The 23,097-nt window shown below is 45.9% G+C and carries 27 protein-coding genes; 10 read left to right on the top strand and 17 right to left on the bottom strand.

All coding sequences use genetic code 11. From position 1 onward, the window contains the following. Nucleotides 1-91: 91 nt before the first annotated feature. Nucleotides 92-511, bottom strand: coding sequence for a hypothetical protein (locus Q397_RS0118490; protein ID WP_028880678.1), 420 nt, complete (start codon nucleotides 509-511; stop codon nucleotides 92-94). 353 nt (nucleotides 512-864) lie between these two features. Here Q397_RS0118490 and Q397_RS0118495 point away from each other — a divergent pair, with 353 nt between their 5' ends. The 3 genes from Q397_RS0118495 to Q397_RS0118505 all read left to right on the top strand — a co-directional run bounded on the left by Q397_RS0118495 (nucleotide 865) and on the right by Q397_RS0118505 (nucleotide 4,405). Beyond that, complete coding sequence (locus Q397_RS0118495) at nucleotides 865-3,675, top strand: hypothetical protein (protein WP_156950790.1); 2,811 nt, start codon at nucleotides 865-867, stop codon at nucleotides 3,673-3,675. 62 nt (nucleotides 3,676-3,737) lie between these two features. After that, nucleotides 3,738-4,094 carry a type II toxin-antitoxin system RelE/ParE family toxin gene (locus tag Q397_RS0118500; protein ID WP_028880680.1) on the top strand — a complete coding sequence of 119 codons (357 nt, stop codon included), beginning with the start codon at nucleotides 3,738-3,740 and terminating at the stop codon, nucleotides 4,092-4,094. After that, complete coding sequence (locus tag Q397_RS0118505; RefSeq protein WP_028880681.1) at nucleotides 4,091-4,405, top strand: helix-turn-helix domain-containing protein; 315 nt, start codon at nucleotides 4,091-4,093, stop codon at nucleotides 4,403-4,405. Before Q397_RS0118500 ends, Q397_RS0118505 begins: the two co-directional genes overlap by 4 nt. A 72-nt stretch (nucleotides 4,406-4,477) precedes the next feature. On the opposite strand, the gene Q397_RS0118510 is transcribed toward Q397_RS0118505, so the two are convergent. The 4 genes from Q397_RS0118510 to Q397_RS0118525 all read right to left on the bottom strand — a co-directional run bounded on the left by Q397_RS0118510 (nucleotide 4,478) and on the right by Q397_RS0118525 (nucleotide 6,790). Beyond that, nucleotides 4,478-4,930: a hypothetical protein gene (locus tag Q397_RS0118510; protein WP_028880682.1), complete on the bottom strand. Its 453-nt coding sequence runs from the start codon at nucleotides 4,928-4,930 to the stop codon at nucleotides 4,478-4,480. After that, entirely contained in the window at nucleotides 4,927-5,202 is a 276-nt protein-coding gene (locus Q397_RS0118515) for a DUF6626 family protein (protein ID WP_028880683.1), read from the bottom strand. The genes Q397_RS0118510 and Q397_RS0118515 overlap by 4 nt, the downstream gene beginning before the upstream one ends. A gap of 71 nt (nucleotides 5,203-5,273) precedes the next feature. After that, on the bottom strand, nucleotides 5,274-6,488 hold the full coding sequence (locus tag Q397_RS0118520) for a type II toxin-antitoxin system HipA family toxin (protein ID WP_028880684.1): 1,215 nt from the start codon (nucleotides 6,486-6,488) through the stop codon (nucleotides 5,274-5,276). A 2-nt stretch (nucleotides 6,489-6,490) separates the two neighbouring features. Further along, entirely contained in the window at nucleotides 6,491-6,790 is a 300-nt protein-coding gene (locus Q397_RS0118525; RefSeq protein WP_028880685.1) for a helix-turn-helix domain-containing protein, read from the bottom strand. 239 nt (nucleotides 6,791-7,029) lie between these two features. Between Q397_RS0118525 and Q397_RS25105 the strand changes: the two genes are divergently transcribed. Further along, nucleotides 7,030-7,323, top strand: a complete 294-nt coding sequence (locus Q397_RS25105) for a hypothetical protein (RefSeq protein WP_156950792.1) — start codon at nucleotides 7,030-7,032, stop codon at nucleotides 7,321-7,323. 55 nt (nucleotides 7,324-7,378) lie between these two features. Here Q397_RS25105 and Q397_RS0118535 read toward each other — a convergent pair whose 3' ends face one another. From Q397_RS0118535 to Q397_RS0118565, 6 genes are all read right to left on the bottom strand, one after another. Then, a complete protein-coding gene (locus tag Q397_RS0118535; RefSeq protein ID WP_028880687.1) occupies nucleotides 7,379-7,858 on the bottom strand; it encodes a hypothetical protein in 480 nt (159 codons plus the stop codon). Between the two features lie 76 nt (nucleotides 7,859-7,934). After that, a complete protein-coding gene (locus tag Q397_RS0118545) occupies nucleotides 7,935-8,141 on the bottom strand; it encodes a hypothetical protein (protein ID WP_028880688.1) in 207 nt (68 codons plus the stop codon). Nucleotides 8,142-8,143: 2 nt separating this feature from the next. Beyond that, on the bottom strand, nucleotides 8,144-8,674 hold the full coding sequence (locus Q397_RS0118550) for a hypothetical protein (protein ID WP_028880689.1): 531 nt from the start codon (nucleotides 8,672-8,674) through the stop codon (nucleotides 8,144-8,146). Further along, nucleotides 8,671-9,069 (bottom strand): hypothetical protein, encoded by a 399-nt coding sequence (locus Q397_RS24480; protein WP_051610327.1) that lies wholly within the window; start codon nucleotides 9,067-9,069, stop codon nucleotides 8,671-8,673. The genes Q397_RS0118550 and Q397_RS24480 overlap by 4 nt, the downstream gene beginning before the upstream one ends. An 11-nt stretch (nucleotides 9,070-9,080) precedes the next feature. Next, nucleotides 9,081-9,296, bottom strand: coding sequence for a hypothetical protein (locus Q397_RS0118560; RefSeq protein WP_028880690.1), 216 nt, complete (start codon nucleotides 9,294-9,296; stop codon nucleotides 9,081-9,083). Further along, the gene (locus tag Q397_RS0118565) at nucleotides 9,293-9,499 is read right to left on the bottom strand and encodes a helix-turn-helix domain-containing protein (protein ID WP_028880691.1); all 207 of its coding nucleotides are present in this window, start codon (nucleotides 9,497-9,499) and stop codon (nucleotides 9,293-9,295) included. The genes Q397_RS0118560 and Q397_RS0118565 overlap by 4 nt, the downstream gene beginning before the upstream one ends. 151 nt (nucleotides 9,500-9,650) lie before the next feature. Between Q397_RS0118565 and Q397_RS23335 the strand changes: the two genes are divergently transcribed. The 5 genes from Q397_RS23335 (at nucleotide 9,651) to Q397_RS0118590 (ending at nucleotide 17,196) form a co-directional block, all read left to right on the top strand. Continuing rightward, nucleotides 9,651-10,052, top strand: coding sequence for a helix-turn-helix domain-containing protein (locus tag Q397_RS23335; RefSeq protein WP_038014769.1), 402 nt, complete (start codon nucleotides 9,651-9,653; stop codon nucleotides 10,050-10,052). Nucleotides 10,053-10,194: 142 nt separating this feature from the next. Continuing rightward, nucleotides 10,195-11,763, top strand: coding sequence for a class I SAM-dependent DNA methyltransferase (locus Q397_RS0118575; protein ID WP_028880692.1), 1,569 nt, complete (start codon nucleotides 10,195-10,197; stop codon nucleotides 11,761-11,763). Further along, the gene (locus tag Q397_RS24835; RefSeq protein WP_169738016.1) at nucleotides 11,760-13,052 is read left to right on the top strand and encodes a restriction endonuclease subunit S; all 1,293 of its coding nucleotides are present in this window, start codon (nucleotides 11,760-11,762) and stop codon (nucleotides 13,050-13,052) included. Before Q397_RS0118575 ends, Q397_RS24835 begins: the two co-directional genes overlap by 4 nt. Then, a complete protein-coding gene (locus Q397_RS23345) occupies nucleotides 13,049-14,059 on the top strand; it encodes a DUF4268 domain-containing protein (protein WP_038014772.1) in 1,011 nt (336 codons plus the stop codon). The genes Q397_RS24835 and Q397_RS23345 overlap by 4 nt, the downstream gene beginning before the upstream one ends. After that, entirely contained in the window at nucleotides 14,056-17,196 is a 3,141-nt protein-coding gene (locus Q397_RS0118590; protein WP_028880693.1) for a type I restriction endonuclease subunit R, read from the top strand. The genes Q397_RS23345 and Q397_RS0118590 overlap by 4 nt, the downstream gene beginning before the upstream one ends. Before the next feature lie 15 nt (nucleotides 17,197-17,211). Here the strand turns inward: Q397_RS0118590 and Q397_RS0118595 are convergent, their stop codons facing one another. The 6 genes from Q397_RS0118595 to Q397_RS0118620 all read right to left on the bottom strand — a co-directional run bounded on the left by Q397_RS0118595 (nucleotide 17,212) and on the right by Q397_RS0118620 (nucleotide 21,745). Further along, complete coding sequence (locus Q397_RS0118595; protein WP_038014784.1) at nucleotides 17,212-17,622, bottom strand: helix-turn-helix domain-containing protein; 411 nt, start codon at nucleotides 17,620-17,622, stop codon at nucleotides 17,212-17,214. A 2-nt stretch (nucleotides 17,623-17,624) separates the two neighbouring features. Further along, nucleotides 17,625-17,942: a type II toxin-antitoxin system HigB family toxin gene (locus Q397_RS0118600; protein WP_028880695.1), complete on the bottom strand. Its 318-nt coding sequence runs from the start codon at nucleotides 17,940-17,942 to the stop codon at nucleotides 17,625-17,627. Nucleotides 17,943-18,017: 75 nt separating this feature from the next. Then, nucleotides 18,018-19,430: a DNA N-6-adenine-methyltransferase gene (locus Q397_RS24485; RefSeq protein WP_051610331.1), complete on the bottom strand. Its 1,413-nt coding sequence runs from the start codon at nucleotides 19,428-19,430 to the stop codon at nucleotides 18,018-18,020. Continuing rightward, nucleotides 19,423-20,262, bottom strand: a complete 840-nt coding sequence (locus Q397_RS0118610; protein WP_028880696.1) for a hypothetical protein — start codon at nucleotides 20,260-20,262, stop codon at nucleotides 19,423-19,425. Before Q397_RS0118610 ends, Q397_RS24485 begins: the two co-directional genes overlap by 8 nt. A 76-nt stretch (nucleotides 20,263-20,338) precedes the next feature. Further along, complete coding sequence (locus Q397_RS24490) at nucleotides 20,339-20,950, bottom strand: DNA methyltransferase family protein (RefSeq protein WP_051610333.1); 612 nt, start codon at nucleotides 20,948-20,950, stop codon at nucleotides 20,339-20,341. A 159-nt stretch (nucleotides 20,951-21,109) separates the two neighbouring features. Next, complete coding sequence (locus Q397_RS0118620) at nucleotides 21,110-21,745, bottom strand: hypothetical protein (RefSeq protein WP_028880697.1); 636 nt, start codon at nucleotides 21,743-21,745, stop codon at nucleotides 21,110-21,112. Nucleotides 21,746-21,912: 167 nt separating this feature from the next. Here Q397_RS0118620 and Q397_RS0118625 point away from each other — a divergent pair, with 167 nt between their 5' ends. Continuing rightward, the gene (locus Q397_RS0118625; protein ID WP_156950793.1) at nucleotides 21,913-22,857 is read left to right on the top strand and encodes a hypothetical protein; all 945 of its coding nucleotides are present in this window, start codon (nucleotides 21,913-21,915) and stop codon (nucleotides 22,855-22,857) included. Nucleotides 22,858-23,097: the final 240 nt, after the last annotated feature.

Genomic DNA, 23,097 nt, shown 5'->3' on the forward strand with positions numbered 1-23,097 from the left:
ACGTCATCCTCTTTCATAAGAAAGTAAATGTCCGTCGGAAGGACATCACGATTACCGATTAAGTAACACAGTGTCACCTCTACACCCTTCATCACGATTTGCTCCACTGTGTTTTACGACGGGCGTTATGGATCGCTTCTGTCAACGTGGCGTCACGGTCAGTGAGAGCTTGCTTTAATTGTTCAAGGACTGTCGCGACGGAGGGAAGGTCGGGGCCGCAAAGGATACTGCGGTGGTTGTTTATGTGGATGGGTTGGGAACTGTAGCGGGGGGTCAGGAGGTATTGATTATCATTATTTTGCCAAAACCAAGGGCGGACCTCGACATCAACTTCAACACGTTTGCCGCTCACATAACGGCGTTTCGTTTGTGTCAGTGTTTTGCCTTCTTGGAGTAGCTTCACCAGTTCGATTTGCTGATTGAGACTTTCTGAGAAAATATCGAGCGGATCGCGTTGTCTGCTTTTAATTGCTGTTGGTTTTGTTTGATCGGAAAATTGAAGATTAAGCATGTAGCACCTGATTTGTTCTATAATAATGCTATGACTTCATTCTGATTTGTCAAATTTTATGCTCAGTAAAATCACATGAAATGCTCAAATATTTCAAATTCGCGAGTCATTTCAATGGACTCGATGATTCCAGCTAGTTCATTCATATTGCATGATTTTTCGGCATGAAAGCACTGTATCTTGAGCGAATCGAATGCTGAGCAACCATCATTTCAAAAGAAAATTCAAGTCGAGAGCTTTTTTAAATTGCACGATTCAGTGAACTCGATGTCTAAGGCAATTCAACTGATGAACAGCAGCTATGTTCTACAATGATAAATAAGGATCATATCTGATGACAATGAGAAACGCTGATGAGTGAAATTACATATATAAAGGACGATGTTGAGGGCTGGACTGCTTGTGTCCAGCAGCACCTTCATTTCTTACCGACGAAGGCCCTAAACCGGGTTACACGGGCAATTGAGAAACCACAAAGCAACTTACTCCCTCTATTGGCTCTGCACTTATACAATGAGCCAAAGAAAACTTACCTACCTGTATCGGACCGTGTTTTTGTGCCGGGTTATAACCATGAGCAAGCTGAAAACCTGTTTGCAAAAAATATATCGATGCAAAACGCTGGGACAGAAGGCATTCAATACTTCACCAACACGCTGACGGTGCCAGACAAAGATGAAGCCGGAAGATATTTCCCGCCACCATCTGAACGGGTCATTAACTGCGGCTTTTATGTCCACACCTTCGAAGTTGACCCGGCTGAGAATTATCAAGCGGGTCTGGCTGAACAAATTTCGTGGTGCATGGGTGGCAAAAAAGACACCAATTGCAAAATTGGTGAGATTTATCAGGAACTATCCCGATATAAAGATTTCCGTGGGGTGGAATACGTCTGGTCAGGCAATAAATCTTGTCACCTCCATGTGATGTTTGATACCCGGCACCTGTCGCCACAGAGACTGAAATATACTCGCAAGGCGGAAGTTGATGCCGATCTGGCTGACTTGCCGGACGATATGCTGCGTGCCGGGTATATGGAAGCGTGGGACCATCTTGGCGAGATTTTTGAGGCCCATGGCATTATGGCAGATGCAGATATGGCGTTGCGACGACCGGAGCAATGGCGGAGGTTGCCTTGGGGCCTACGTTCTTATCCCAAGGGAAGTGCTATCGGTATACCAGCCGGATCATGCGTGCCGCAGGTCATGTTGTGGTCAAAATTACGCAACGATGGTCGTGGCGGCATAGACTGGTTACATCAGCCCCGGAAATTTCTTGAAGCCAAAGTTAAGCCAAAGTTGCCTAAGAAACCGATCCCGGTAATGAATTGTGATCTGACAGAAGATCAGCAAGAACGCTTTATTTCGGAGTTGAGCATTTTATGTGATCGAGCCTTTGGTGATCCAAAGTGCCACCCACGGCCAGCATCGGTATCAACTTCCGTCAATGGCTATACGATCAATTTCTTCAATGATGAAGAAGATCAAAGGCCATCATCTTTTGTATCAGGGGATCATGATCGGTTGGTTTTGTTGGGTGAGGTGAGATCAAGAGAAAAGGAATACATTCTGCCGAAAACGGCAAACGACTTGATGGAGTATTTCTTGATTAACGATCACCTGATGATGACGTTGGATAAACCGCAAATCCCACTTGGGGTCGAGCGTATGTTTGATGCAAAGGTCGAAACACCACAAGACGTTCGTAATAAGCTGGGTAAGTTCGCATTATTGGCTGCCACGTCTGAGAGCGTTGTAAATTCGTGTATCTTCACGGGCGAAGGGGCCTCTAAGTCCACATCAATCATGAGTGCTATTCCACTGTATGACCAACCGGGTGAAGGTCACATCATCTTTGCTTGCCAAAGTTATTCGCAAGCAGAAGAAAAGTGTGAGGAGTTTAACCGGATCAATCATGGAAATGGATATATCGGGATTACTTTATATTCAGCCTCCAAGATGGTTGAGATTGCGTGTGCTGCAACAGGCGTAAGAAAGCTTAAAGTTGAGGATGTTGCTCAGGCGAATGCCACCAGCATGTTGGATTATGTGTATGACCACCGCCCGGAAGTCGCTGAATGGATGGAAACTGAAAAAGCCACTATGTGGGATCAGCTTAATATTGGTGATGGCAAACTCCGTCCTGTGTTCTTCACAGTGCATGCTGTGGTGAAACAATGGCACGCTGTCGGCGGCACCCGGTTGTGGATGCACCCAGACTATGCTCGGGAGCGTCGGAAAAGCACTTCAAACATGAAAGCTCTGGCCTCTGATATGCGTGCTCAATGGATCATCTATGATGAAGTGACGATGGAAGACCTGATGCACCGTTATCCAGCCAGTCAGGTCAAGCTGGTGCGAAAGATGAGCAAGAGGTTTGCCAAGCTGCCACCATCACAGCAGCTACAGGCTTATAATGCAGTAGCCCCTGAACATGTGAAGTTTGATGAAGCCAGAAAGATCGCCAATCTGAAATTCACTGCGAAGCATTTGGTGACAGTGGATACTTCCCTTGAAGGCTATGGCGTTAATAATACCAGCGATAGTCCCTACCGTTCGATTAACGGTAACATGTATTATGTGAAGTTCCATGATTGGTGGACCAAAGAAGACAAGACGCGGATCACTTTCCTGACTACCGAGCACCGCATCATTCGTGCCATGAAAAATATGAAGGACGGACCTCTGGTTTTAAACTTCGATAGACCGGAACTGTTTGACCGGAATGAAATCACCCTTGACCTCATTCTGGATAATCGGGCCAATCGTGAGAAGACGGATGAACTGGTCGCCGATATTAAGGCCAAACATCCAAGCGGGGCGATCATTACCAATATGTCTGATGATATTGAGGCCACCACACATGATACAGCGAAAGGCTCGAATTCGTTTAATCAAGATGGCACTGATGCTGTCACCGCCATTTACCATATGCTATCGCCTGCTCAGTATGAACAGTTGCTGATTGAGAATGCTGTATTCGGCACCAAGGATATGGTGAAGCTGTTTCATTTGGATCAGTTTAATCAGACGTCGGGCCGGACACTTGGCTATCGTCATAACCCGAACATCAAAACACAGGCTATCATGTCAAAACGACTGTGGCGTGAGATCGGAATATCGATTGAAATGAATAGTCGCTACCGGGTGCGATTGATTTCATAGAGATTGCATCTTCTCAAATATACTATATTATAGTATAGTAATTTTTAGCATAGAAGGATTTGATGCGGGTCTTTACATCACGCCAGTTCGATAAATGGTGCGAGCAAACCGATATCACTGATGCCAAGTTGGTTAAAGCTGCTTTAGAGGTCAATGAAGGGCAGTATGAGGCAAGTTTGGGCGGCATGGTCTACAAGAAGCGGATCGCTGCTGTCGGTCAGGGTAAGAGCGGCTCGTATAGAACCATTATCGCATTAAAGATTGATGATAAGGCTTTCTTTATCCACGGCTTCAAGAAGAACCAAAAGGCAAATATTTCGAATGGTGAAAAGCAGGACCTGAAAGCTGCCGCCAAGGTCATTATGAAATTGGATGAAAGCGGTTTGAAAGTCTTTCGGGAATTGGAGGTTATACAATGAGTGTTTATAAATCTGATCTATCAAAATCATTACACGGTGTGATGTCTGACCTTCATGCTGCCGGTGCCATTTCCAAAACAACCATGCGGGAATTTGATGAACGTTGCTTGCACCAAACTGATTTTGACCGAAAAAAGATCAAGGAACTGCGAGAACGTGAGCATATCAGCCAAGCGGTATTAGCGAAACTCGTCGGCGTTTCTACAAAAACCGTCGTTAAATGGGAAGCCAAGGACGGCACCCCACCGAAGGGGGCCGCCGCACGTCTACTTGATCTGATTGACCGTAAAGGGTTGGAAGTTCTGGCCTAACCCTTTTTATCTAGTTGGTTAAGGCCGCTTTGCATTTCTTTCTGTAGTTCTCGGCTTCGATCTTCTGACATCTCAACTTTCTCCCGCAAGTAATTTGACCAAACTATCAAGATGAGCCAGATCAAGGTCTGAATAGGACCTGCATTTATAATCGAAATCCTTTGGTTTTTCTGTTGAACCGTTCATCGCGTTTTGAAGTCCATCAAGATCAATGATTATGATATTGTCAGCGGCAACCTTGGTTTTCACATTCCATACCTGAGCCGTAACCCCATTTGAAAAGCAGCTTCCAGATTCAATGTCTTTGATTTGTTCAAGGTGGCCGTCTTCCAGTTCGTGCGGAATGACAAGCCGTCCAGTAACTTTGATTTGACAAATATCACCGAGCACGGTTTCTGTTTCCAAAGTTGACACCAAAACACTGTGACCGCCGATTTCCATCTTTGAGCAAAGCCAGTTTGGGAGGCTATACCCCATCGGGAAGGTGCCTTGAAAGCTGATCGGCACAATAGAAATTTTCATCATGCCACGATCTCCTCGACCAGTTTAATGTAATGGCCCAAGCAGGCTTTCAGGTCGGCGTCTTCTGTTTCGCCATGGCATTCCCGCAAGTAGTTCAGAAGGTTCGCATAAGCGTCCGTAGACGGCGAATGTCCGTTGTATCGGAGCGTAGACAGGTAAGTCCGGCTACGTCCCATCTGACGGCTAAAATCAGCCGCATCGTTCAAGAAATAGTTTGCTCTGAGCACTTCAAAGACTTGCTCATGAAGCGGCATGCCCTCGGTTTTTATCAACATGATTTTTACTCCTGATATTGTCATTAAGAGTATTTATCAATGTTGTTCATTAACGCTGTATCTGGGCAGTTCTATCGTTTCTTGAACAGAGGTATTGAATTGATATTGTCTGATATGGCAGCAATCAAAAACTCAGGTAGATCGACCTCAGTCTTTAATGTTGCCCAAAAATCAGCAATTTTCTCGGCCATTTCTTTTGCCGTCTTTACAATTGCCCCCGAAGGCAATTGAAGTGCATCTGCGAATTGCTTGAAACTATCTATATCAAAATCTTCATATGTTTTGCGATCAGCAAAATTCAATGCAAATGCAGGCTTCGCCTCATAAGTCAGTGTTGAGAGATAATCATACATCGGTGCTAATGTTGGTGTGCGTTGGTCCTGATATATGAGCGACCAGTTTTTAGCGTGCATATCTCCGTTGCCGATCCCCATTGAAAAAACAAGACGGCGAACATATTCCAGAACGCCATCCATTCCGACTTGTTCAGCGAGAACGCGGCCAATCATTTCGTGATTCACACGGTCGTATTTCATACTCGACCAAATACCAAAGACTTGTGCGAAGTCTTCGATATGCACACGCCCGTGATCTGTTCGATCAAATCTCCGAATAGCAAAAGTTCTTCCGAGGTCAGAACGTAAACCTTCCGGTAATCCGCCAATTTTATGGGTTTCCAGCAGTTCTATTTCCGGAACATCGAAACCGAGACGTTGAGCAAAAGTCATCATCCAGAATTCATTTTCAGGAACCGACTGGAAACGTTCCGAGGCAAACTTCAATATCCATGCTCCGCCCAACCCGTGTGCAGGCACCGTTAAGCCTCCCGCAGCATCTTTAATGGCGGACATTTTCATTTGAACACCGGCAAGAGAGAATTTCATCTCTCCTTCATATGTGCCTGCTTTCGCCTCGTCATTTAGTTCGGCTACTTCATCTGTAAGCTCCGCACGGGATTTAACAACAACGCCACCGGGCAAGTCATGGCCTAAGACATTCAATAAATGGAATTCTCGTTTGGGTGAGAGTTTGTTGGTTTCTGCTATATATTCTCTTAAACGACCTTCGGGTAAAAGGTTGGAGAAAAACGGCTCGACCTTCAATTTCCGTGGCTTACCACTCGTCCCGACCGTATTGTTCGCTCGAAGGAAAGAGAGCGATAATGTGCTGCGTTTTTCATCCTCGGTATAAGAATCAAGCAAGTTAAACAGGCTGCGTTCATTGGAAAGAGAGATGATCTCTCCGACATGTTTTTGATGAAGATAGACATCCAATATGTCAGCCATAATCAATCGTCCTCGTCTTCCACATCAAGGGCATAAATCGGTCGGTCTGATTGTTGCTTTCCATCAATTATCGACATTACAGATGACAAGAGTTCACGAGGAACCAGCACAGGTTCTAATTCTACAGCCCTACTGATTTCAATAAAAGTTCCCATTCTGGAATTAACGTTACCTCGTTCAAATTCAGAAATTCTCCCTTGGTTTAAACCTGTTCGTTGGGAGACTTCTGTCTGAGATATCTTCAATTCCTTACGGCGACGTTTGATGGTCTTGAGCATCTTATCAAAGATTGATTTTTCCATATCAAATACCGAATATTTTTGTAACTATTATATCTAATAAAGTATATTTAAATTTATTATCTCAGGGATATATATACGTTATTCCATATATTTAGTCAATTTTATTCTCTTTTGTGTATATTCTGATCAGTTGGCATAAATAGAAGTGAATTTACAAGGGACTCACTATGCGTCTAAACCAGTTTGATCAACCAAGACCACCAAGCCTCACATCACAACACCTGTATCAATGGACTGTTATGGTTACGACGAAAGTTGCGGGTCGTCTTTCCCCAAAAGACGTGGACGATATACGGGTCTATTTCCCCTTATTGAACTGCACAGTCGCGAATGTCAGAAGTGTGCAGATGCGAGGCACAGGCGATTGCGGCCAAGAAATTGCCTTCACCGTGGACCTTGCATTGTTTGCTGAAAGCGAAGAGATGTCGCTATTTCAAATTAAATCGGCCACATGCATTGATGTGGTTGGATATGATACTACACTAAATCTGATTGATCCTGATATCACAGTCTTACCGCACGCTGGTGAGTAAACCAATCTGCGGAGCTTCTCGTGCTGAATATCGATGTTCCACTCAAATATTTTCATTATTTCCAACCTTCTGTCCAATCATTATCGCGTTGCATATAGACCGCCCCAAAAGGTTTCATCAATTCGATGATTTGCTGACTGGCCTTCTCTGAGTTGACCCTACAACGTTCTTCGGCACCCGGAACAGCAGCCCCATGACGTTCCCAACGATTGTCTTCGCGAAGTTGGCCGTGGATAGCAATGATGCGTTTTTCGATTTTGAAATGAGTTGGACGATCAATGAAAGCATTACCGCCACCATAAGGAACCGCAAACCGATAAAGCCAGCCATTCGCACGTTCAGCCATGTCACCGTGAAGTTGGGTATATTCTTCGCATTTGTCGGCGATGCGTTTGATTTTACCACCTTCCATCATTTGGCGACGTTGGTCCCAATATTGCGGATCCCGGTTATAGTCAACGTCAGGCGTATATTTCTCGTTGTAGGCCCATGCGGGAAGTGTGAAAAAAATGGAGATCAAAAGAATAAGTCGCATCAAAGAAAAACGTGCCTGATGATCTGAGCTACCGCTACAACACCAAGACCGATCAAAAAGTATTTCAGTGTTTTATTCATAACTCCACCTCATAGAGAATTTCATTGACTGCACGGGCAATACAATAAGGCACGACAGCAAATCCAATTCCTATGGCGGCAGTAGCTGCTGTCGCAGGCCAACCCAAGTTTGTATCAAGGAGAGCCGTTAAGACTTTGGAGGCACCGAACAGAGACCCCAAGGCGACCACGCCCCAAGAGGCTAATTTGATAATTTTTTTCATCTTTAAATTCCTGCGGTAAATTTGAAGACCAGCACATCACCCGGACCGGGTTTGTAGGTCCATTCCAGATTAAGCCCGTCTTCATCGGTATATTGTTCATGGGCATTGGTTGATTTGACACGGGCACTTTTAGGCAAAATGACCACGTAAGAAACAATCGGCATCATTTCGTTGTCGCTGCCTTTCATGGCTTCTTTGATGATCGCTTCCATCATCGGATCGTTGACCGCTATAGGAATGCGGACATCCATTGAACATTCTTTTAGAAAAAAGCCACGGCAATTAAACTGATCAGACGACAAGGTTTCATTCAACACGAATTGAATGGACCCATCCGGCAATATTTTGTGGATATATTGCTGATTATTTTGTTTAAATTGTTGTTCCAGAACGGATGCATATACGACATTCGTCGTCATCCCGACTTGCGTCATCGTCTCCCCATCACCGTCAACAAGGGTAACAATGCGAGTCTGCAAGCACCCGGTTAAAGTGAGTGAAAGACCGATGACACAGAAGAAACGCCAGATCACAGAATGCCCCACTTAAGCTTGGCTGCCTTGGTCGATTCATGTGCTGGGTGAGCGAACTCATAGCCTTGCGAAAGTAAGGACTTCGCGTGATGGGCACGCCCGTTTTTACCCAACCAAATGCCTACTCCTATGCCAATGGCGAGAGACAAGATGAGAACAGCGATAGCTTCTTCCTCAGAAGCACCCCCAGCGGGGATGAAGAAAGAAAGAATGTTAAGTGCCAACAAAATGCCGCCGATCACCCAGACTTTGCGAATGAGATGCGGTAATCCCAAAATGAACGGCGAGAAGAAAGCAGGCCAATCGAACCCGTTTTTAACAACCTTAATGTCTTTCTGTGCGTGGTGAAGAAAGGTCACCGCATTGGGTGTTACCGGAATTTCTGTGTCTGACATATCTATGATCCTTATTTTGCAACGCCAATGACAACGGCCTTACAGCCGGGATTTTGACGCTCGGCGATATTTTGTGCAGCACCGGCAGCTTGAGCGGTAATCACCGTCTCCCACATTGGCTGGCCTTTACAGTAAACACGCACTTGATAGGCTGTGCCACCGGCAACAGCGGCACCGTTTGCCAATAAAATTGCAGCTAAAGTCAGTGCTGATAGAAGCTTCTTCATGCTCCATTCCCCTGATTAAATTGAACCAAATCGGATGGCTGAACCTTGCCGTCGGTCTCATCAAAGATACGTTGCATGGTTGAGCGTGAAGGCACGACAACACCACGGCAGATGCGGCTTACGGTCGAGACATTCACATCAATTCGAGCCGCAAATTCCAACATGGTGATCTTCTTTTTCTTGAGATAAGCCTTTAGCAACATTCACACCTTCCGATTTATGATGCGATATTATTGAGCGTTAAATGCAATTATTGTCAATCCATAAATTGCATATAATGACCTTTTGAAAGTTTGCATATCGTGCAAAGTCTTATCTGTAGCTTGAAAATTCCAAGCTTTCAGGAGGCATATTATGCAAAACCGCATCAAAGAATTTCGTAAAAAAGCTGGCTTAACGATGGAAGAAACCGCCCATCGTTTAGGCATAACTGTCTCTCAGGTAAACAGAATCGAGAATGATAGAAGCTCAACAACCACAATACGTTTGTCAGAATTTGCAGAAGTGTTTGGCTGTCATGCCGCCGATCTCATTGATGACCGACTGCCGATTGAACCCAGCCTTGGCGTCGATCAACAACGTCTCCAAGACATCATCATCCAAGCTGAGCGTCTCATGCTCAAATCTAAGAAAAATGTGAAGCCAGAAAGAAAAGCCGAGATCATCTTGTCGCTGTTGTCACTGGAAAACGAGCGATTGGGTGATGGCGATGGCAAGGTGGATGTAAAACGGTATGCGGCCTTACTTGGTCTATAGGTAACACCCTGTCACCTAATCGTTAGAATCATCTTGGACTTTGATGGCTATAGCCTTTAAAAAGATGTTGGTGTAACCTGCCGTCCTTATGGTTGCATACTTGAAATTTATTACGCATCTTATTTAGGGGTCGCATTCAGTTATGGCTGAAAAAAAGAATAACAAGAACACAAGTGCCAATGTTGGATTTGAAGAGAACTTATGGGCCGCCGCCGACAAGATGCGGGGCAATATGGAACCGGGCGAATATAAGCACGTCGCCCTTGGTCTGATCTTTCTGAAATATATCTCCGAAGCGTTTGAGGCCAAATATGCCGAGCTTATGGAAGACGAATATTCAGACCCGGAAGACAAAGACGAATATCTGGCGGAAAATATCTTCTTTGTGCCGGAAAAATCCCGCTGGAAATTCCTGCAAGATAACGCGAAGCAACCCACCATCGGCAACCTGATTGATGAGGCCATGCGGGGCATTGAAGATGCCAACCCGCCGTTAAAGGGCGTTTTGCAAAAAGACTATGGCCGCCCCAGTATGAACAAAACCATGCTGGGTGAACTGATCGACGAATTCGCCAAAATCCACACCACGGGGGAGGATGCACAGGGCCGTGACGTCTTCGGGCGGGTTTACGAATATTTCCTCAACGGTTTCGCCGGTGCCGAAGGCCGTCGGGGTGGTGAATTCTACACGCCGCAATCCGTTGTGCGTCTGCTGGTGGAGATGCTGGAGCCGACCAAGGGTCGGGTTTATGATCCCTGTTGTGGCTCCGGCGGTATGTTTGTGCAGTCCGATAAGTTCCTTAAAGCCCACCAAGGCCGCATCGGCGATCTGGCTGTTTATGGGCAGGAGTCAAACAACACCACTTACCGTCTGGCCCGAATGAATATGGCCGTGCGTCGCATTGATGCCGATATCCGCTGGAACAACGAAGGCTCCTTCCATAACGACGAATTCAAATCCATGAAGTTTGATTACATCATGGCAAACCCACCGTTTAATTCGTCTGATTGGGGTGGGGACAAGCTGTCAGATGATGTGCGTTGGGCCTACGGTATTCCGCCTGCGGGGAATGCCAACTTCGCATGGTTGCAACATATCGTGCACCACCTGAAACCCGGTGGCACCGCTGGCGTGGTTTTGGCGAATGGCTCCATGTCCTCCCAACAATCCGGTGAAGGCGATATTCGACGGGCCATGGTGGAAGATGATGTCGTGGATTGTATGGTCGCCCTGCCGGGGCAATTGTTCTATTCCACCCAAATTCCCGCCTGCCTATGGTTCCTTGCTCGCCATAAAGGCGAGAACGGGTTTAGAGGCCGCAAAGGCGAAATCCTTTTTATTGATGCCCGTGAAATGGGCCGCATGGTGGATCGCACCCGTCGTGAACTCGACCCCGCAGATGTCCAGAAAATTGCCGATACCTACCATGCGTGGCGTGGTGAAGCTGAGGCGATAGAGCGGATCGGGGCTTACGAAGATGTGCCGGGCTACTGCAAAGCCGTTACCCTCAAGGATGTAGAAGCTCACGGCTTCGTCCTGACACCGGGCCGCTATGTGGGGGCTGCGGATGAAGAAGATGATGGCGTGTCTTTTGAGGAAAAGTTTGCGGCATTGAAAACAAAATTATTAGATCAGTTGGAAAGAGAAAAAAAGCTATCCAAGAATATTTCAGAAGTGCTTGAAACATTAAAGAATGGGTGTTTGTCGTGATTTGGCCTACTACTGAGATCGGAAAGGTTGGACAAATCTTTGATGGCCCTCATGCCACGCCAAAAACAATTGATAAAGGGCCAATATTCCTTGGCATAAGTGCCCTAAATCAAGGTCGTATTGAACTTTCGCAAACTCGGCACGTATCAAATGAAGATTTTATAAAATGGACAAGGAGAGTTACCCCTAAACCCGATGATATTGTTTTTTCTTATGAAACAAGAATTGGTGAAGTGGCAATTATACCAGAAGGTTTGGAATGTTGTTTGGGCCGCCGAATGGGTTTAGTCCGATTAGATATTTCCAAAATACTACCTCGCTTCTTCTTATATAATTATTTATCTCCTTCTTATCAGAAATTTCTAGTTTCCAGAACTATCCCCGGAAGCACTGTTGACCGATTATCAATTAAAGAATTTCCTTCCTTTCCAATCCCATTGCCCCCAATGGATGAGCAAAAACGAATTGTGAAGGTCTTAGAAGGTATTGACGACAAAATCGAACTAAACCGACAGATGAATGAGACGTTGGAGGAGATGGCTCGGTCAACCTTCAAGTCATGGTTCGTCGATTTCGATCCCGTCATTGCTAAAGCCGCCGGACAAGCCCCCGCCCATATGTCTGCGGATACGGCTGAGCTTTTTCCTGATACCTTTGATGCAAACGGCCTACCAAAGGGATGGTCTATTGGAGTGGTGGGTGATTTAGCTTCTCATTGTAAAGGAACAGTAAAACCGCAAGAAAATCATTTAGTTTCATATGAGCATTACAGTCTCCCTGCATTTGATAAGACAGGTATGCCAATTGTCGAATTCGGGTCAGAAATTAAAAGTAACAAAACTCCAATAGTTGAACGTTCTATTCTTCTTTCAAAACTTAACCCTGATATTGAAAGGGTCTGGGTTCCGTTAGCGAAGAGCAGTAGACCGCAAATTTGTTCGACCGAGTTTTTGGTGATGTTGCCAACGAAGAGAGCGTCTCTTGTGTATCTGAACAGCCTGTTTAGGTCTTACGAATTTAGGAAAATGTATCAAGGGTTGGTAACTGGAACGTCTAAGAGCCATCAGAGAGTGGGGCCTCAAAGTTTACTTGGTATGCGAGCTTTAATTCCGCCTAAGGAATGCGTATTGGCATTTACTGAATTTGCAGGACCTTTATTATATAAGGCTTTAAAAAATCGAGAACAAAACCAAACCCTCGCCGACCTTCGCGACACCCTCCTCCCTAAACTCATGTCCGGCGAAATCCGCCTTCGTGACGTGGAAAAAACTGTTGAGGATCAGCTATGACAGAATTAGGCCGTCTGGAAAAAGTCAATCTTCGTGATGTTTGGGAAAAAGAGGACCAGCACTTTACCCCTTGGCTGGCTCGTGAGGAAAACCTCGCAATCCTTGGTGAAACCCTAAATCTTGCCCTTGAACTGGAAGCCGTCGAAAAGCCCGTCGGCGAATTTCGGGCAGATATTCTTTGTCGTAACACAGACGACAACGACACCCGTGTGTTGATCGAAAATCAGTTGGAAAATACGGACCACAAACACCTTGGGCAATTGATGACCTATGCTGCCGGATTGGATGCGGCAACCATCATATGGATCGCAGCCAAGTTTACCGATGATCATCGGGCAGCGATGGACTGGCTGAATGAAATTACATCCGACAACTTCCGTTTTTTCGGTCTTGAAGTTGAACTTTGGAAAATCGGTAATTCCCAAGCCGCCCCCAAGTTTAATATCATCGCCAAGCCCAATGACTGGACCCGTTCTGTTGCCCGTGCGACCAAGCAAATATCCGAAAGCGATTTGACACCTACAAAGACTTCCCAGTTAAAATACTGGACGATATTCCGTGAAAAACTGTTGAGTGAAAACAGCCCCGTTCGACCACAGAAAGCCTATCCTCAACATTGGATGAATTTTGGTATTGGCCGATCCGGTTTTCATATGTCTGCTCTCCTTAATTCCACCGAACATCAAATCGGTGTGGAACTTAACATCACCAGTGATGATGCTAAGCCGCTATTCTGGCTTCTGCATGAAGATAAAGAAGAAATTGAAAGCAAGCTCGGTTTTGAACTGGACTGGAAAGAACTCTTAAATCGAAAGCAATCCAAACTTCTCTTTGTCAAACCAAACTGCAATCCGATGAATGAATCTCATTGGGCTGATTACCAAAACTGGATGCAATCCCATCTCGAAAAACTCAAAGAAGTTATGGGACCCTACATTAAGGCATTGGACGCTGAACAAGGGGAGGCACTTATGACCAAGCAATTATTAGGGGATGGTAACGCATGAAAATCATCACCGAAGACGATGTAGAACAGGTTGCTCTGGAATGGTTGGGTGAGCTTGGGTATGACATTCTCCACGGGCCAGATATTGGGCCGGATGGTGGTGATAGTGAGCGAACGTCCTACAGTGATGTCGTGCTGGTGGATCGCTTGCGGGACCAATTACAGATCATCAACCCGGATGTTTCCGAAGAGGGTCTGACCGAAGTCATCAACCGGGTGATTGATAGTGCCACACCGTCTTTGATAGAAGAAAACCGTCGTCTTCATCTGATGATGACAAATGGCGTTGATATTGAAGATTATGACCCCGATGGTTCACTGAGAGCCAAAAAAGTATGGCTGCTTGATTTTGATGCCACGGACAATAACGACTGGGTAGCTGTTAATCAGTTTACCGTCATTGAAGGACGCAATAACCGTCGCCCGGACATCGTTGTCTTTGTGAATGGACTTCCGCTTGGTGTCATCGAACTTAAAAACCCGGAAGATGAAAACGCCACGATTGAAGGGGCCTTTAATCAGCTTCAAACCTACAAGAAAGAAATTCATGCTCTGTTTCGCCCCAACCTGTTTTTGGTAACTTCGGACGGCATTTTGGCCCGTGTGGGTTCCCTGACAGCGGATGAAGAACGCTTCATGCCGTGGCGAACGACGGATGGTCAGGCCATTGCCCCCAAAGGTGTGCCGGAACTGGACATTCTGCTTTCCGGTATCTTTGAACCACGGCGACTGCTGGATTACCTACAAGGCTTTGTCGTGTTTGATAGTGATGGCTCCAAGCTGATTAAAAAGATCGCTGGCTATCATCAGTTCCACGCCGTGCAAAAAGCCGTTCGCACCAGCTTGTCGGCAAGTGATGATGATGGCAACCGCAAGGCTGGCGTCATCTGGCACACACAAGGTTCCGGTAAAAGCCTCCTGATGGCCTTCTACGCCGGTCGCATCATTGCCCATGCTGATATGGGGAACCCGACACTGGTTATTATCACGGATCGTAATGATCTGGATGACCAACTCTATAAGACGTTTGCGGGTTGCAAGGACTTGATCCGACAGTCACCTCGTCAGGCAAAAAATCGTGAAGAGTTACGGGAACTTCTGGCCGTGCCGTCCGGTGGTGTTGTCTTCACGACCATACAGAAATTTTCTCCCGAAAAAGGCGAAGACTTTCCGGTGCTGACAGAACGTTCCAATGTGATTGTCATGGCGGACGAAGCCCACCGCAGCCAATATGGCTTTAAGGCCAAGGTGAAGGAGGAAACTGGTGAGATCGGTTATGGTTTTGCCAAACACATGCGGGATGCCTTACCCAATGCCTCCTTCATCGGCTTTACAGGAACGCCTATTGAGGCAACCGACGTAAACACGCCAGCGGTGTTTGGTGACTACATCGATGTTTATGACATTCAGCGTGCCGTTGAAGATGGGGCGACTGTCCCGATCTATTACGAAAGCCGTCTGGCCCGAATTGAATTGGACGAAGACGAAAAGCCCAAAATTGATGCCGAGATTGAAGACATCATTGGCGAGGAACACGAAACAGAAGGCGAGAAGGCCAAGGGTAAATGGAGCACCGTTGAAGCCTTGGTCGGCTCCCCCAAACGATTAGGTCTCGTCGCTGCTGATCTGGTTGAGCATTTCGAGGATCGTGTGGCCGCCATGAATGGTAAGGCAATGATCGTTTGCATGAGCCGCCGTATCTGTGTGGACCTCTATAAAGAGATCACCAAAATCCGGCCGGATTGGCATAGCGAAGATGATGAAAAGGGCACTCTCAAAATCGTCATGACCGGATCAGCCACAGACCCGTTGGACTGGCAGCAACACATCGGCGGGAAGGCACGACGGGAATTACTGGCAAAACGGGCCAAAGACCCGGCAGATGATCTCAAGCTGGTCATTGTGCGGGATATGTGGCTGACCGGCTTTGATGCCCCCTGCATGCACACCATGTATATTGACAAACCCATGAAAGGCCATGGCTTGATGCAGGCCATTGCAAGGGTCAACAGGGTGTTTAGTGATAAGCCCGGCGGTTTGATTGTCGATTACATTGGGTTGGCCCAGAACCTGAAAAAAGCTCTATCTGTATATTCGCCCGGTGATCGTGAAAATACGGGTGTCGATGAAAATGAAGCCATTGCCTTGATGCTGGAATATCTGGAAGTCGTTCGCGATATTTTCCATGGGTTCGACTATACCAAGGGAGTTGGCGGTTCCGCCCGTGACCGACTGGCTGTAATTGCCGGTGGTGTGGAATGGGTGCTTGAATATCAACGCAAAGAAGCTGAGAAAATCAGGAACGAGAATGACAAGAAGAAGGCATGGCGTATATACGCCGATGCTGTTCTTGCTCTTTCCAAGGCATTCGCATTGGCTTCTGCAAGCGATGAAGCCAAGGAAGTCCGTGAAGAGATCGGCCTCTTTCAAGCGATCAAAGCCGTCATCACCAAAAGTGATACAAAGGCCAAAAAGACAAAGGCTGAAATTGACCTTGCCATCCAACAGGTGGTCAGTCGGTCTGTGGTCTCCACTGAAATTGTTGATGTCTTGCAAGCCGCCGGTTTAGAAAGCCCGGACATATCGATCCTGTCTGACGAATTCCTTGAAGAAGTCAATGGGATGGAACAAAAGAACCTTGCTTTGGAGGCTTTACGAAAGCTTCTGAACGGAGAAATTCGTTCCCGTCTAAAAACCAACGTGGTTCAACAAAAAGCATTTTCTGAACGTTTGCAAAATGCCATTGCCCGATATCACAATAATGCTCTGACAACAGTGCAGGTCCTAGAAGAATTGATCCAAATGGCGAAGGAGATAAAGGAAGCCAACGCCAAGGGTAATGAACTGGGGCTATCGGATCAGGAATGGGCATTCTATCAGGCATTGGCCGAAAACGAGAGTGCACGCGAAGTCATGTCTGACAAGAAGCTCTGTGTCATCGCTCAAGAACTTCTCAATAAGGTCCAATATGCAACGGGTGTTGATTGGATGCACAGTGATGCTGCCCGTGCTCGTATACGCCTGATGGTGAAGAAGGTATTGAAGAAATTTGGCTACCCACCTGATTTAGCGGACGAGGCCGTGCAGTTGGTTCTGCAACAAGCCGAAGCACTGTCTGCTGAATGGGCGAAGGCGTAAGTAACACAGTGTTACTTACGCGGCCTTTACGTCATATGATTGGCAAAGGCAGTCATATGATAGGCCCAGAGCTTCATTCAGCTTACGGATCATCGGCAAGGTGAGCTTGCGATTATTGGCTTTATTCAGAAGTTCTGACGCACGACCGCTGTTCACGCCCAGCACCTCAGCCAAGGCGTTCTGATTCATACCAAGGTCGTTCATGCGAATTTTGATGGCTTCAATGGGGTCAGGTAAATCAATTGCATGATATTTACTTTCGTAAGCCTCTACCAAATCCATAAGCACGTCCAGTCGGTCACCTTCGTCTGTGCCGGGTTCTGCCCCCCAGAGTTCTTCAATGGTTTCGATGGCTTCGTCATAGTCAGCCTCTGAACGCAAAGGATGGACCATGACTTCATTGATGGTCAATTCTGCAATAGGCATGATCATAGCTCCTTTAGCTTCTTGCCTTTGTTCTTATTGAGTTCATCGTATTCCTTGTGGGTGCCGATCCAGAGAACCAAAACCCCATGACGTTGATAATCAATCGAACAAATTAGGCGGTATTTATTGTTGCGAACATCGAAAACAGTCTTGCCATACGCCAGATCGACACGGGAACCAAAAGACTGCTTCACATCATCAAAGTGTTGCCATTGAGCCTTATTGGTAACGTCATACCAGACTTCCAGTTCGGTCTTGCTGTTTTCTCGGCCCTGCATTTCCCAGAACTGCCGCAGTTTCTTTTTCGATATAACTCGCATTTTATAAATCTACCATCTCCCATAATGGGAGGCAACCGAAATCTCCCAAAGCGGGAGGGCCCTGTTCAGATTTATCTATACTGCCATTTGCCAATATCCGGGATAGGTTTCATCGCTACCGAACTTAGAAATATCGAAATTCGAAGTATCTCCCCAGATTGCCAAAGCTGATGCAAACCGCCCTGAACCTTTGGCGTTACCAAACTTCAATCGTCCATTAAAAACGAACATGTCTGCTTTCATGGCGACATGATTATGCCACCAGTCTGTGTCAGCTTTGACCGGGAGCAAGCCAATGACCGTTTTGGCATTCCCATTGGCAACTTCCGTGCAGGCTTTTTCAACCCATTTATCAATGCCACGACCATAGGGAGGGTTCATGAAGATGGTTTTCCCTCTCCAATCTTCCGCAAGCCCATCATCACCAGACTCAACACAGAAGCGTTTCTTGGCTTTGGTATGAGCCAAATATTCAGGTGGACTGCACGGATCAAGGTCGAACTGCATAACCCCACAGGCATCATACAGGGTATTCAGCAATTCGAATGGCGTGAACCATTGGTCTGATGTTCCGCCGTTTGTCCGTTGAACGTGTGTCCAGTTCAAAAGCTCAAGTTTGTCTGTCAAAAATGATGGTTGGTAATTCAGGCTCACCTGTTCATTTTTTTTCCGTTTGGTGGAGTGATACCGAACGGGCCGGATGATCTGCTTAAAATGATTGAACCGCCTCATACTATCCACACCGGCATCCAACGTGACCATCATTTGGAATTTCTCTGACCATTCCTTGCAATTGGCTGCGTAGAGGTTTTGATCAAACTCTGTGCAATAAGTTTCTTCTTTGCTTCCATCGTAGGGGCTATCAAGGAACAGGAAAGTATTATCCGGCAGTTTCTCAACAGCAGTCCGATAGTCCTGACATTCGATGATCGTCCCTTCCAGCATTTTGCCATTTGCAACAAGACGGCGGATATTATGAAGCGTTAGCCCTCTCGTATCTGCACAAGATTGAGCAAAAGCCGACTTCCGCGTAAAGTTTAATGTCGCCAACGAGAAGACCAAGGTGTTATGAACAAAGAATGCAACCGCCTTCTCAAAGTCTGTGCTGGTGGGACTGTTGATGGTCTCTACAGCATCGCTAAAGAGTTGCTGATTACCACGCCCACATCGCTCATGAAGATGCAGAACCGCTTTTGCAACCTGTTCGGGGTTACGCTGTAGCACCAGATAGAAGTTGATTAACGGTAGGCTGATGTCGCTAAGGTATGTCTTACCCTTAATACGACCCGTCTTTCGCAGATGGTAAAAGATATTACCACCACCAACAAAAGGTTCAGCATAATTCTCAATCTCTTCGGGCAGCAGCATTGCCAGTTTATCGGTTTGACCGCACTTGCCACCGGCCCATCGGACACTCCCAGTGTCATTGGCCGCAGGAAGTGCGGGAGGGAGAAGAACTCCCTCCGGTGTTCCGCTAAAGTTATACATTGTCAGCGGCCTCCTCAGCGGAAAGAGTTGCAAGAATATCGTCAACCTGTCCATTGCTCAAGTTGCCACGATGCTTGTGGATCAGGCTCTCTACATCATCAGCAGTGATATTAAGGCGGCAAAGAATACCGTCTTCGCCATGAACACCTTCACGGTAAACCAGCAGGCCAAGACCGGCAGTGCCAGAACAAACCGGAGCATCTCCATTTTCCGGCAATTGAGCAATCACAGGAACCTCTTTTTCCAACGTGGCGATGCGGTGGCTATTATCGCGTTTTTTCTCATCGCGTTCAGCCTTGGTATCTTCTGAGATTGATTTATCGTAAAACTTCGCCGCAGCAGACCAGCCACCAAGGCTTTCGAGATAATCAGAAAAATCCTCTATACTGATGTTCTGCTGTGCACCCAGACGAAGGCCCTTTGCCCAGCGGGTCTTATTCTGTTTAGCCCATTGGGTGCCACTCACCTTTTCGAGAAGGTTGAAGACGATAACGCCATCCTTGGCATCAGCACGAGCTTTTGCTTTTACCATATCGCACTTTATCTTAAATTCGTCGGGTTTCTTCTTGCTTTGCAGATGGATGGAATAAGCCAACTGCAAGATACGCAACGTTTCATAGTTGTTTTCAATTTCATCAATATCAGCTTGCAGATTTTGAAGCAAAGTGGCAGCTTCTGCGATGTCGTCGTCCATGCATTGAGCAGCGACAAAATCGATATTCTCCTGCTCAGCTTGCTCTAGCAGTTCGTCTTCGCTGACCGAGATGTTCTGGACATGCTCGATGGCGGCAGTATCTTGACCTTGGATGTCGAAAGTATTAATTGGGTCCATAATAAATTCTCCTTTCGAGAGAGTTGAGCGGCCTTCCCGATGCACCGACCAAAGTTTTCAGGAAGGTCGTTTGTGTTTAGGCAGCTTGTTGAAAGTCAGTGAGATCGACCACCATGTGTGGCGGCAGTTTTGGAAGATTGAAAAAGAGGATTTCCGTCTGAATACATGCACTGGGATAGATCGTCGCAGGCACGGTCATGATCGAAGTGATGTTGCAGTCACGCAGGAATTCCAGCCGCTTTGAGGTGAATGAGCGGAGGTTGGAACGGAAACCAACTGGGGTAGCCATCACAACTGGAATATCGTAGCCAAAAAACTCAAAGCACTTACGGAGGAAGAGTTCCGGGTAAAGTTGACGACCCTCCGCACCATTGAATGGTGGATTCATGATTACGATGTCAGGCATTTTAAAGGGCCAATATTCGAGCTTGGTAAAGTCACAGACCCCGGTTTCGTTGCAAAAACGGAAACCTTCTGCATGTTTATTGATATCAATGCCAATAACGTGATGACAAAGCCCCATGACACGCATCGGTTTAATCAATGCTCCGCCACCGACTGCTGGATCAAAAACAACTGAATGCTTACCCACGAGGTTTGCGATCTGACCTGCCAATTGATCTGGGGTGTAGATGACATTGGACTTTGGAGCTTGATTTTTAACTTTGATATTTTTTGCGTGATACATGTCGATATTCCTTTTTAAAAATCACCGACACCAGTGAACTCAAGCCGAGTTCGAGGGTTCACGTCTCACGGGGAAACGATCCGGGTGAAGTCACCGATGTCGGGGAAGTGTTTGGTTTAGGCTTTAGGTCGTAGAAGCGGTTACCGCGTAGGGAGCGATTTAATTCGCATTTGCAGATTTACGCTCTGCAATTGACAGTCGTGAAATTTCTTCAAGATGCAGTCGTTTGTAATCCAACCAATTTTGTTTATCGCCACCATGAGTTTTATAGTGACTTGTCCCTGACTTAATTTGACAAATCGTGCACATCAAATAGCCATATCGTTTAATCAAAACACTCGGTGGTTCGCTTGATGTAATGACATCCTGAATTTTGTCTATAACAGGCTGAACACGTTTTTTTTTGCTGACATGTTCCAGCAACTGAATTTCTTCACTAAATTTATTAGTGTAAGAGTTCCAAAACTCTTTGCAGCCTCCAAATTTATGATACCCGCCAGAACCGCTTTTGATCCCACGCATTGTTGAGAGGGAAATTTTATAGTCTTCACAAATTTTAGAAGGGGCATCTTTACTGAAAATGATCTGCACACGCTCTTGTGGCGTCAGACGGTGGCGAGGGGTTTTACGCATTTGCTGATTTTCCTCAATTGGAATGCTTTTGTCGTTATCTTCATCCATGAGTTGAACGGTATAACCTGCCAACTTCTGGATCAATTGTTGCCCCAAAAGAATGTCCTCTTTTGTTCCGTTAAGTGTTTCAGCCAGTTCTTTGATTTCTGAAATCATGCTCATTGTCATCTCCTAAAGCGATTGGTTTTTTTTGCATATTGTGCAAAATCGGCTATAGAATATCGGGGGATGAAAAGAAGGCCACTTGGCGATAGAAAAATCGTATAATGGCAGTATTTTTTTATGCTACCTTATTGTTTCAATTTATAAAAATAAAACGGAACATGCCAATGGTTGTTAAAATCAAAGATGGAAATTTATGTGAAGTAATTGATGAAAATGAGCTTGAAATCCAGGATAAGATCATTGTTGCATTTTACTGGACCTATCGCGATCCCGGATATTACTTTGATGAAGTTACGAGATGGAGGGTGCCAGTTGAGCCTCGAACCCGTATTTTAAGTTATCCATCAAAACCCGAAGAATATACTTTCCCAAGGTCACGGACCTCGTTCGAGTATGCCCTTAGCCGTAGCAAGACCATAAAACTGCAACAAGCAGGACTCATTGAAGAGCTTGGAAGAAAACCAGACTATGAAATTGCGTTTGAATCATTATGGGATAAACCGCCTGAATTAAACTATCCTGACGATTTTGAAGATGTTTTAAATGAAGCTATTAAACTTTGTTCCTTCTTAAGTAAAGATACAGAAAAAAACGTGGAGCTTGTCTTTTGTGATCTCTCGTATTTAAACAAATGGCGTTCTTACGGTATGAAGACAATGAAGAATTTTGTAAGTAACAGATCAGATAGTTTCAAAGGAATTAACGTTAGTGATTTAGCCTGCGGTCGTTCTATTCAGTGTCATTTTCAATGGCATAGGAAACAAAAAAATGAGATTGCAAAAGATAAACGACGTAAACGTAAAATATCCAAAGCTACCACAGCAGCACACAAAGATGGCCGATTACCGGGTATTACTGAACAAGCTCGAACTGCACGAGTTGCAAAGCAAAAACAAGACGCCCATGAATTTTATAACCCGCACCGTGAAGCAATATTGAAGCTCGAAGAAAATGGCAAATTGACATATAAAAAGTTGGCCCAAGCTCTAAACTCTTCGACTGAAACCTTAACCGTAAATGGTGATAAATGGACAGAAGATAATTTGAAGCAAGCGATCAAGCGAAACAATTTACGACCCCCCGCTACAGTTCCCAACCCATCCACATAAACAACCACCGCAGTATCCTTTGCGGCCCCGACCTTCCCTCCGTCGCGACAGTCCTTGAACAATTAAAGCAAGCTCTCACTGACCGTGACGCCACGTTGACAGAAGCGATCCATAACGCCCGTCGTAAAACACAGTGGAGCAAATCGTGATGAAGGGTGTAGAGGTGACACTGTGTTACTTAATCGGTAATCGTGATGTCCTTCCGACGGACATTTACTTTCTTATGAAAGAGGATGACGT

Origin of the sequence: Terasakiella pusilla DSM 6293 (assembly GCF_000688235.1) — a bacterium.
Lineage (GTDB): Bacteria > Pseudomonadota > Alphaproteobacteria > Rhodospirillales > Terasakiellaceae > Terasakiella > Terasakiella pusilla.

Excerpts from the sequence above, each read along its gene's own strand:
- Q397_RS0118490 (WP_028880678.1), bottom strand. The coding sequence starts at position 511 with ATGCTTAATCTTCAATTTTCCGATCAAACAAAACCAACAGCAATTAAA.
- Q397_RS0118495 (WP_156950790.1), top strand. The coding sequence starts at position 865 with ATGAGTGAAATTACATATATAAAGGACGATGTTGAGGGCTGGACTGCT.
- Q397_RS0118500 (WP_028880680.1), top strand. The coding sequence starts at position 3,738 with ATGCGGGTCTTTACATCACGCCAGTTCGATAAATGGTGCGAGCAAACC.
- Q397_RS0118505 (WP_028880681.1), top strand. The coding sequence starts at position 4,091 with ATGAGTGTTTATAAATCTGATCTATCAAAATCATTACACGGTGTGATG.
- Q397_RS0118510 (WP_028880682.1), bottom strand. The coding sequence starts at position 4,930 with ATGATGAAAATTTCTATTGTGCCGATCAGCTTTCAAGGCACCTTCCCG.
- Q397_RS0118515 (WP_028880683.1), bottom strand. The coding sequence starts at position 5,202 with ATGTTGATAAAAACCGAGGGCATGCCGCTTCATGAGCAAGTCTTTGAA.
- Q397_RS0118520 (WP_028880684.1), bottom strand. The coding sequence starts at position 6,488 with ATGGCTGACATATTGGATGTCTATCTTCATCAAAAACATGTCGGAGAG.
- Q397_RS0118525 (WP_028880685.1), bottom strand. The coding sequence starts at position 6,790 with ATGGAAAAATCAATCTTTGATAAGATGCTCAAGACCATCAAACGTCGC.
- Q397_RS25105 (WP_156950792.1), top strand. The coding sequence starts at position 7,030 with ATGGTTACGACGAAAGTTGCGGGTCGTCTTTCCCCAAAAGACGTGGAC.
- Q397_RS0118535 (WP_028880687.1), bottom strand. The coding sequence starts at position 7,858 with ATGCGACTTATTCTTTTGATCTCCATTTTTTTCACACTTCCCGCATGG.
- Q397_RS0118545 (WP_028880688.1), bottom strand. The coding sequence starts at position 8,141 with ATGAAAAAAATTATCAAATTAGCCTCTTGGGGCGTGGTCGCCTTGGGG.
- Q397_RS24480 (WP_051610327.1), bottom strand. The coding sequence starts at position 9,069 with ATGTCAGACACAGAAATTCCGGTAACACCCAATGCGGTGACCTTTCTT.
- Q397_RS0118560 (WP_028880690.1), bottom strand. The coding sequence starts at position 9,296 with ATGAAGAAGCTTCTATCAGCACTGACTTTAGCTGCAATTTTATTGGCA.
- Q397_RS0118565 (WP_028880691.1), bottom strand. The coding sequence starts at position 9,499 with ATGTTGCTAAAGGCTTATCTCAAGAAAAAGAAGATCACCATGTTGGAA.
- Q397_RS23335 (WP_038014769.1), top strand. The coding sequence starts at position 9,651 with ATGCAAAACCGCATCAAAGAATTTCGTAAAAAAGCTGGCTTAACGATG.
- Q397_RS0118575 (WP_028880692.1), top strand. The coding sequence starts at position 10,195 with ATGGCTGAAAAAAAGAATAACAAGAACACAAGTGCCAATGTTGGATTT.
- Q397_RS23345 (WP_038014772.1), top strand. The coding sequence starts at position 13,049 with ATGACAGAATTAGGCCGTCTGGAAAAAGTCAATCTTCGTGATGTTTGG.
- Q397_RS0118590 (WP_028880693.1), top strand. The coding sequence starts at position 14,056 with ATGAAAATCATCACCGAAGACGATGTAGAACAGGTTGCTCTGGAATGG.
- Q397_RS0118595 (WP_038014784.1), bottom strand. The coding sequence starts at position 17,622 with ATGCCTATTGCAGAATTGACCATCAATGAAGTCATGGTCCATCCTTTG.
- Q397_RS0118600 (WP_028880695.1), bottom strand. The coding sequence starts at position 17,942 with ATGCGAGTTATATCGAAAAAGAAACTGCGGCAGTTCTGGGAAATGCAG.
- Q397_RS24485 (WP_051610331.1), bottom strand. The coding sequence starts at position 19,430 with ATGTATAACTTTAGCGGAACACCGGAGGGAGTTCTTCTCCCTCCCGCA.
- Q397_RS0118610 (WP_028880696.1), bottom strand. The coding sequence starts at position 20,262 with ATGGACCCAATTAATACTTTCGACATCCAAGGTCAAGATACTGCCGCC.
- Q397_RS24490 (WP_051610333.1), bottom strand. The coding sequence starts at position 20,950 with ATGTATCACGCAAAAAATATCAAAGTTAAAAATCAAGCTCCAAAGTCC.
- Q397_RS0118620 (WP_028880697.1), bottom strand. The coding sequence starts at position 21,745 with ATGAGCATGATTTCAGAAATCAAAGAACTGGCTGAAACACTTAACGGA.
- Q397_RS0118625 (WP_156950793.1), top strand. The coding sequence starts at position 21,913 with ATGGTTGTTAAAATCAAAGATGGAAATTTATGTGAAGTAATTGATGAA.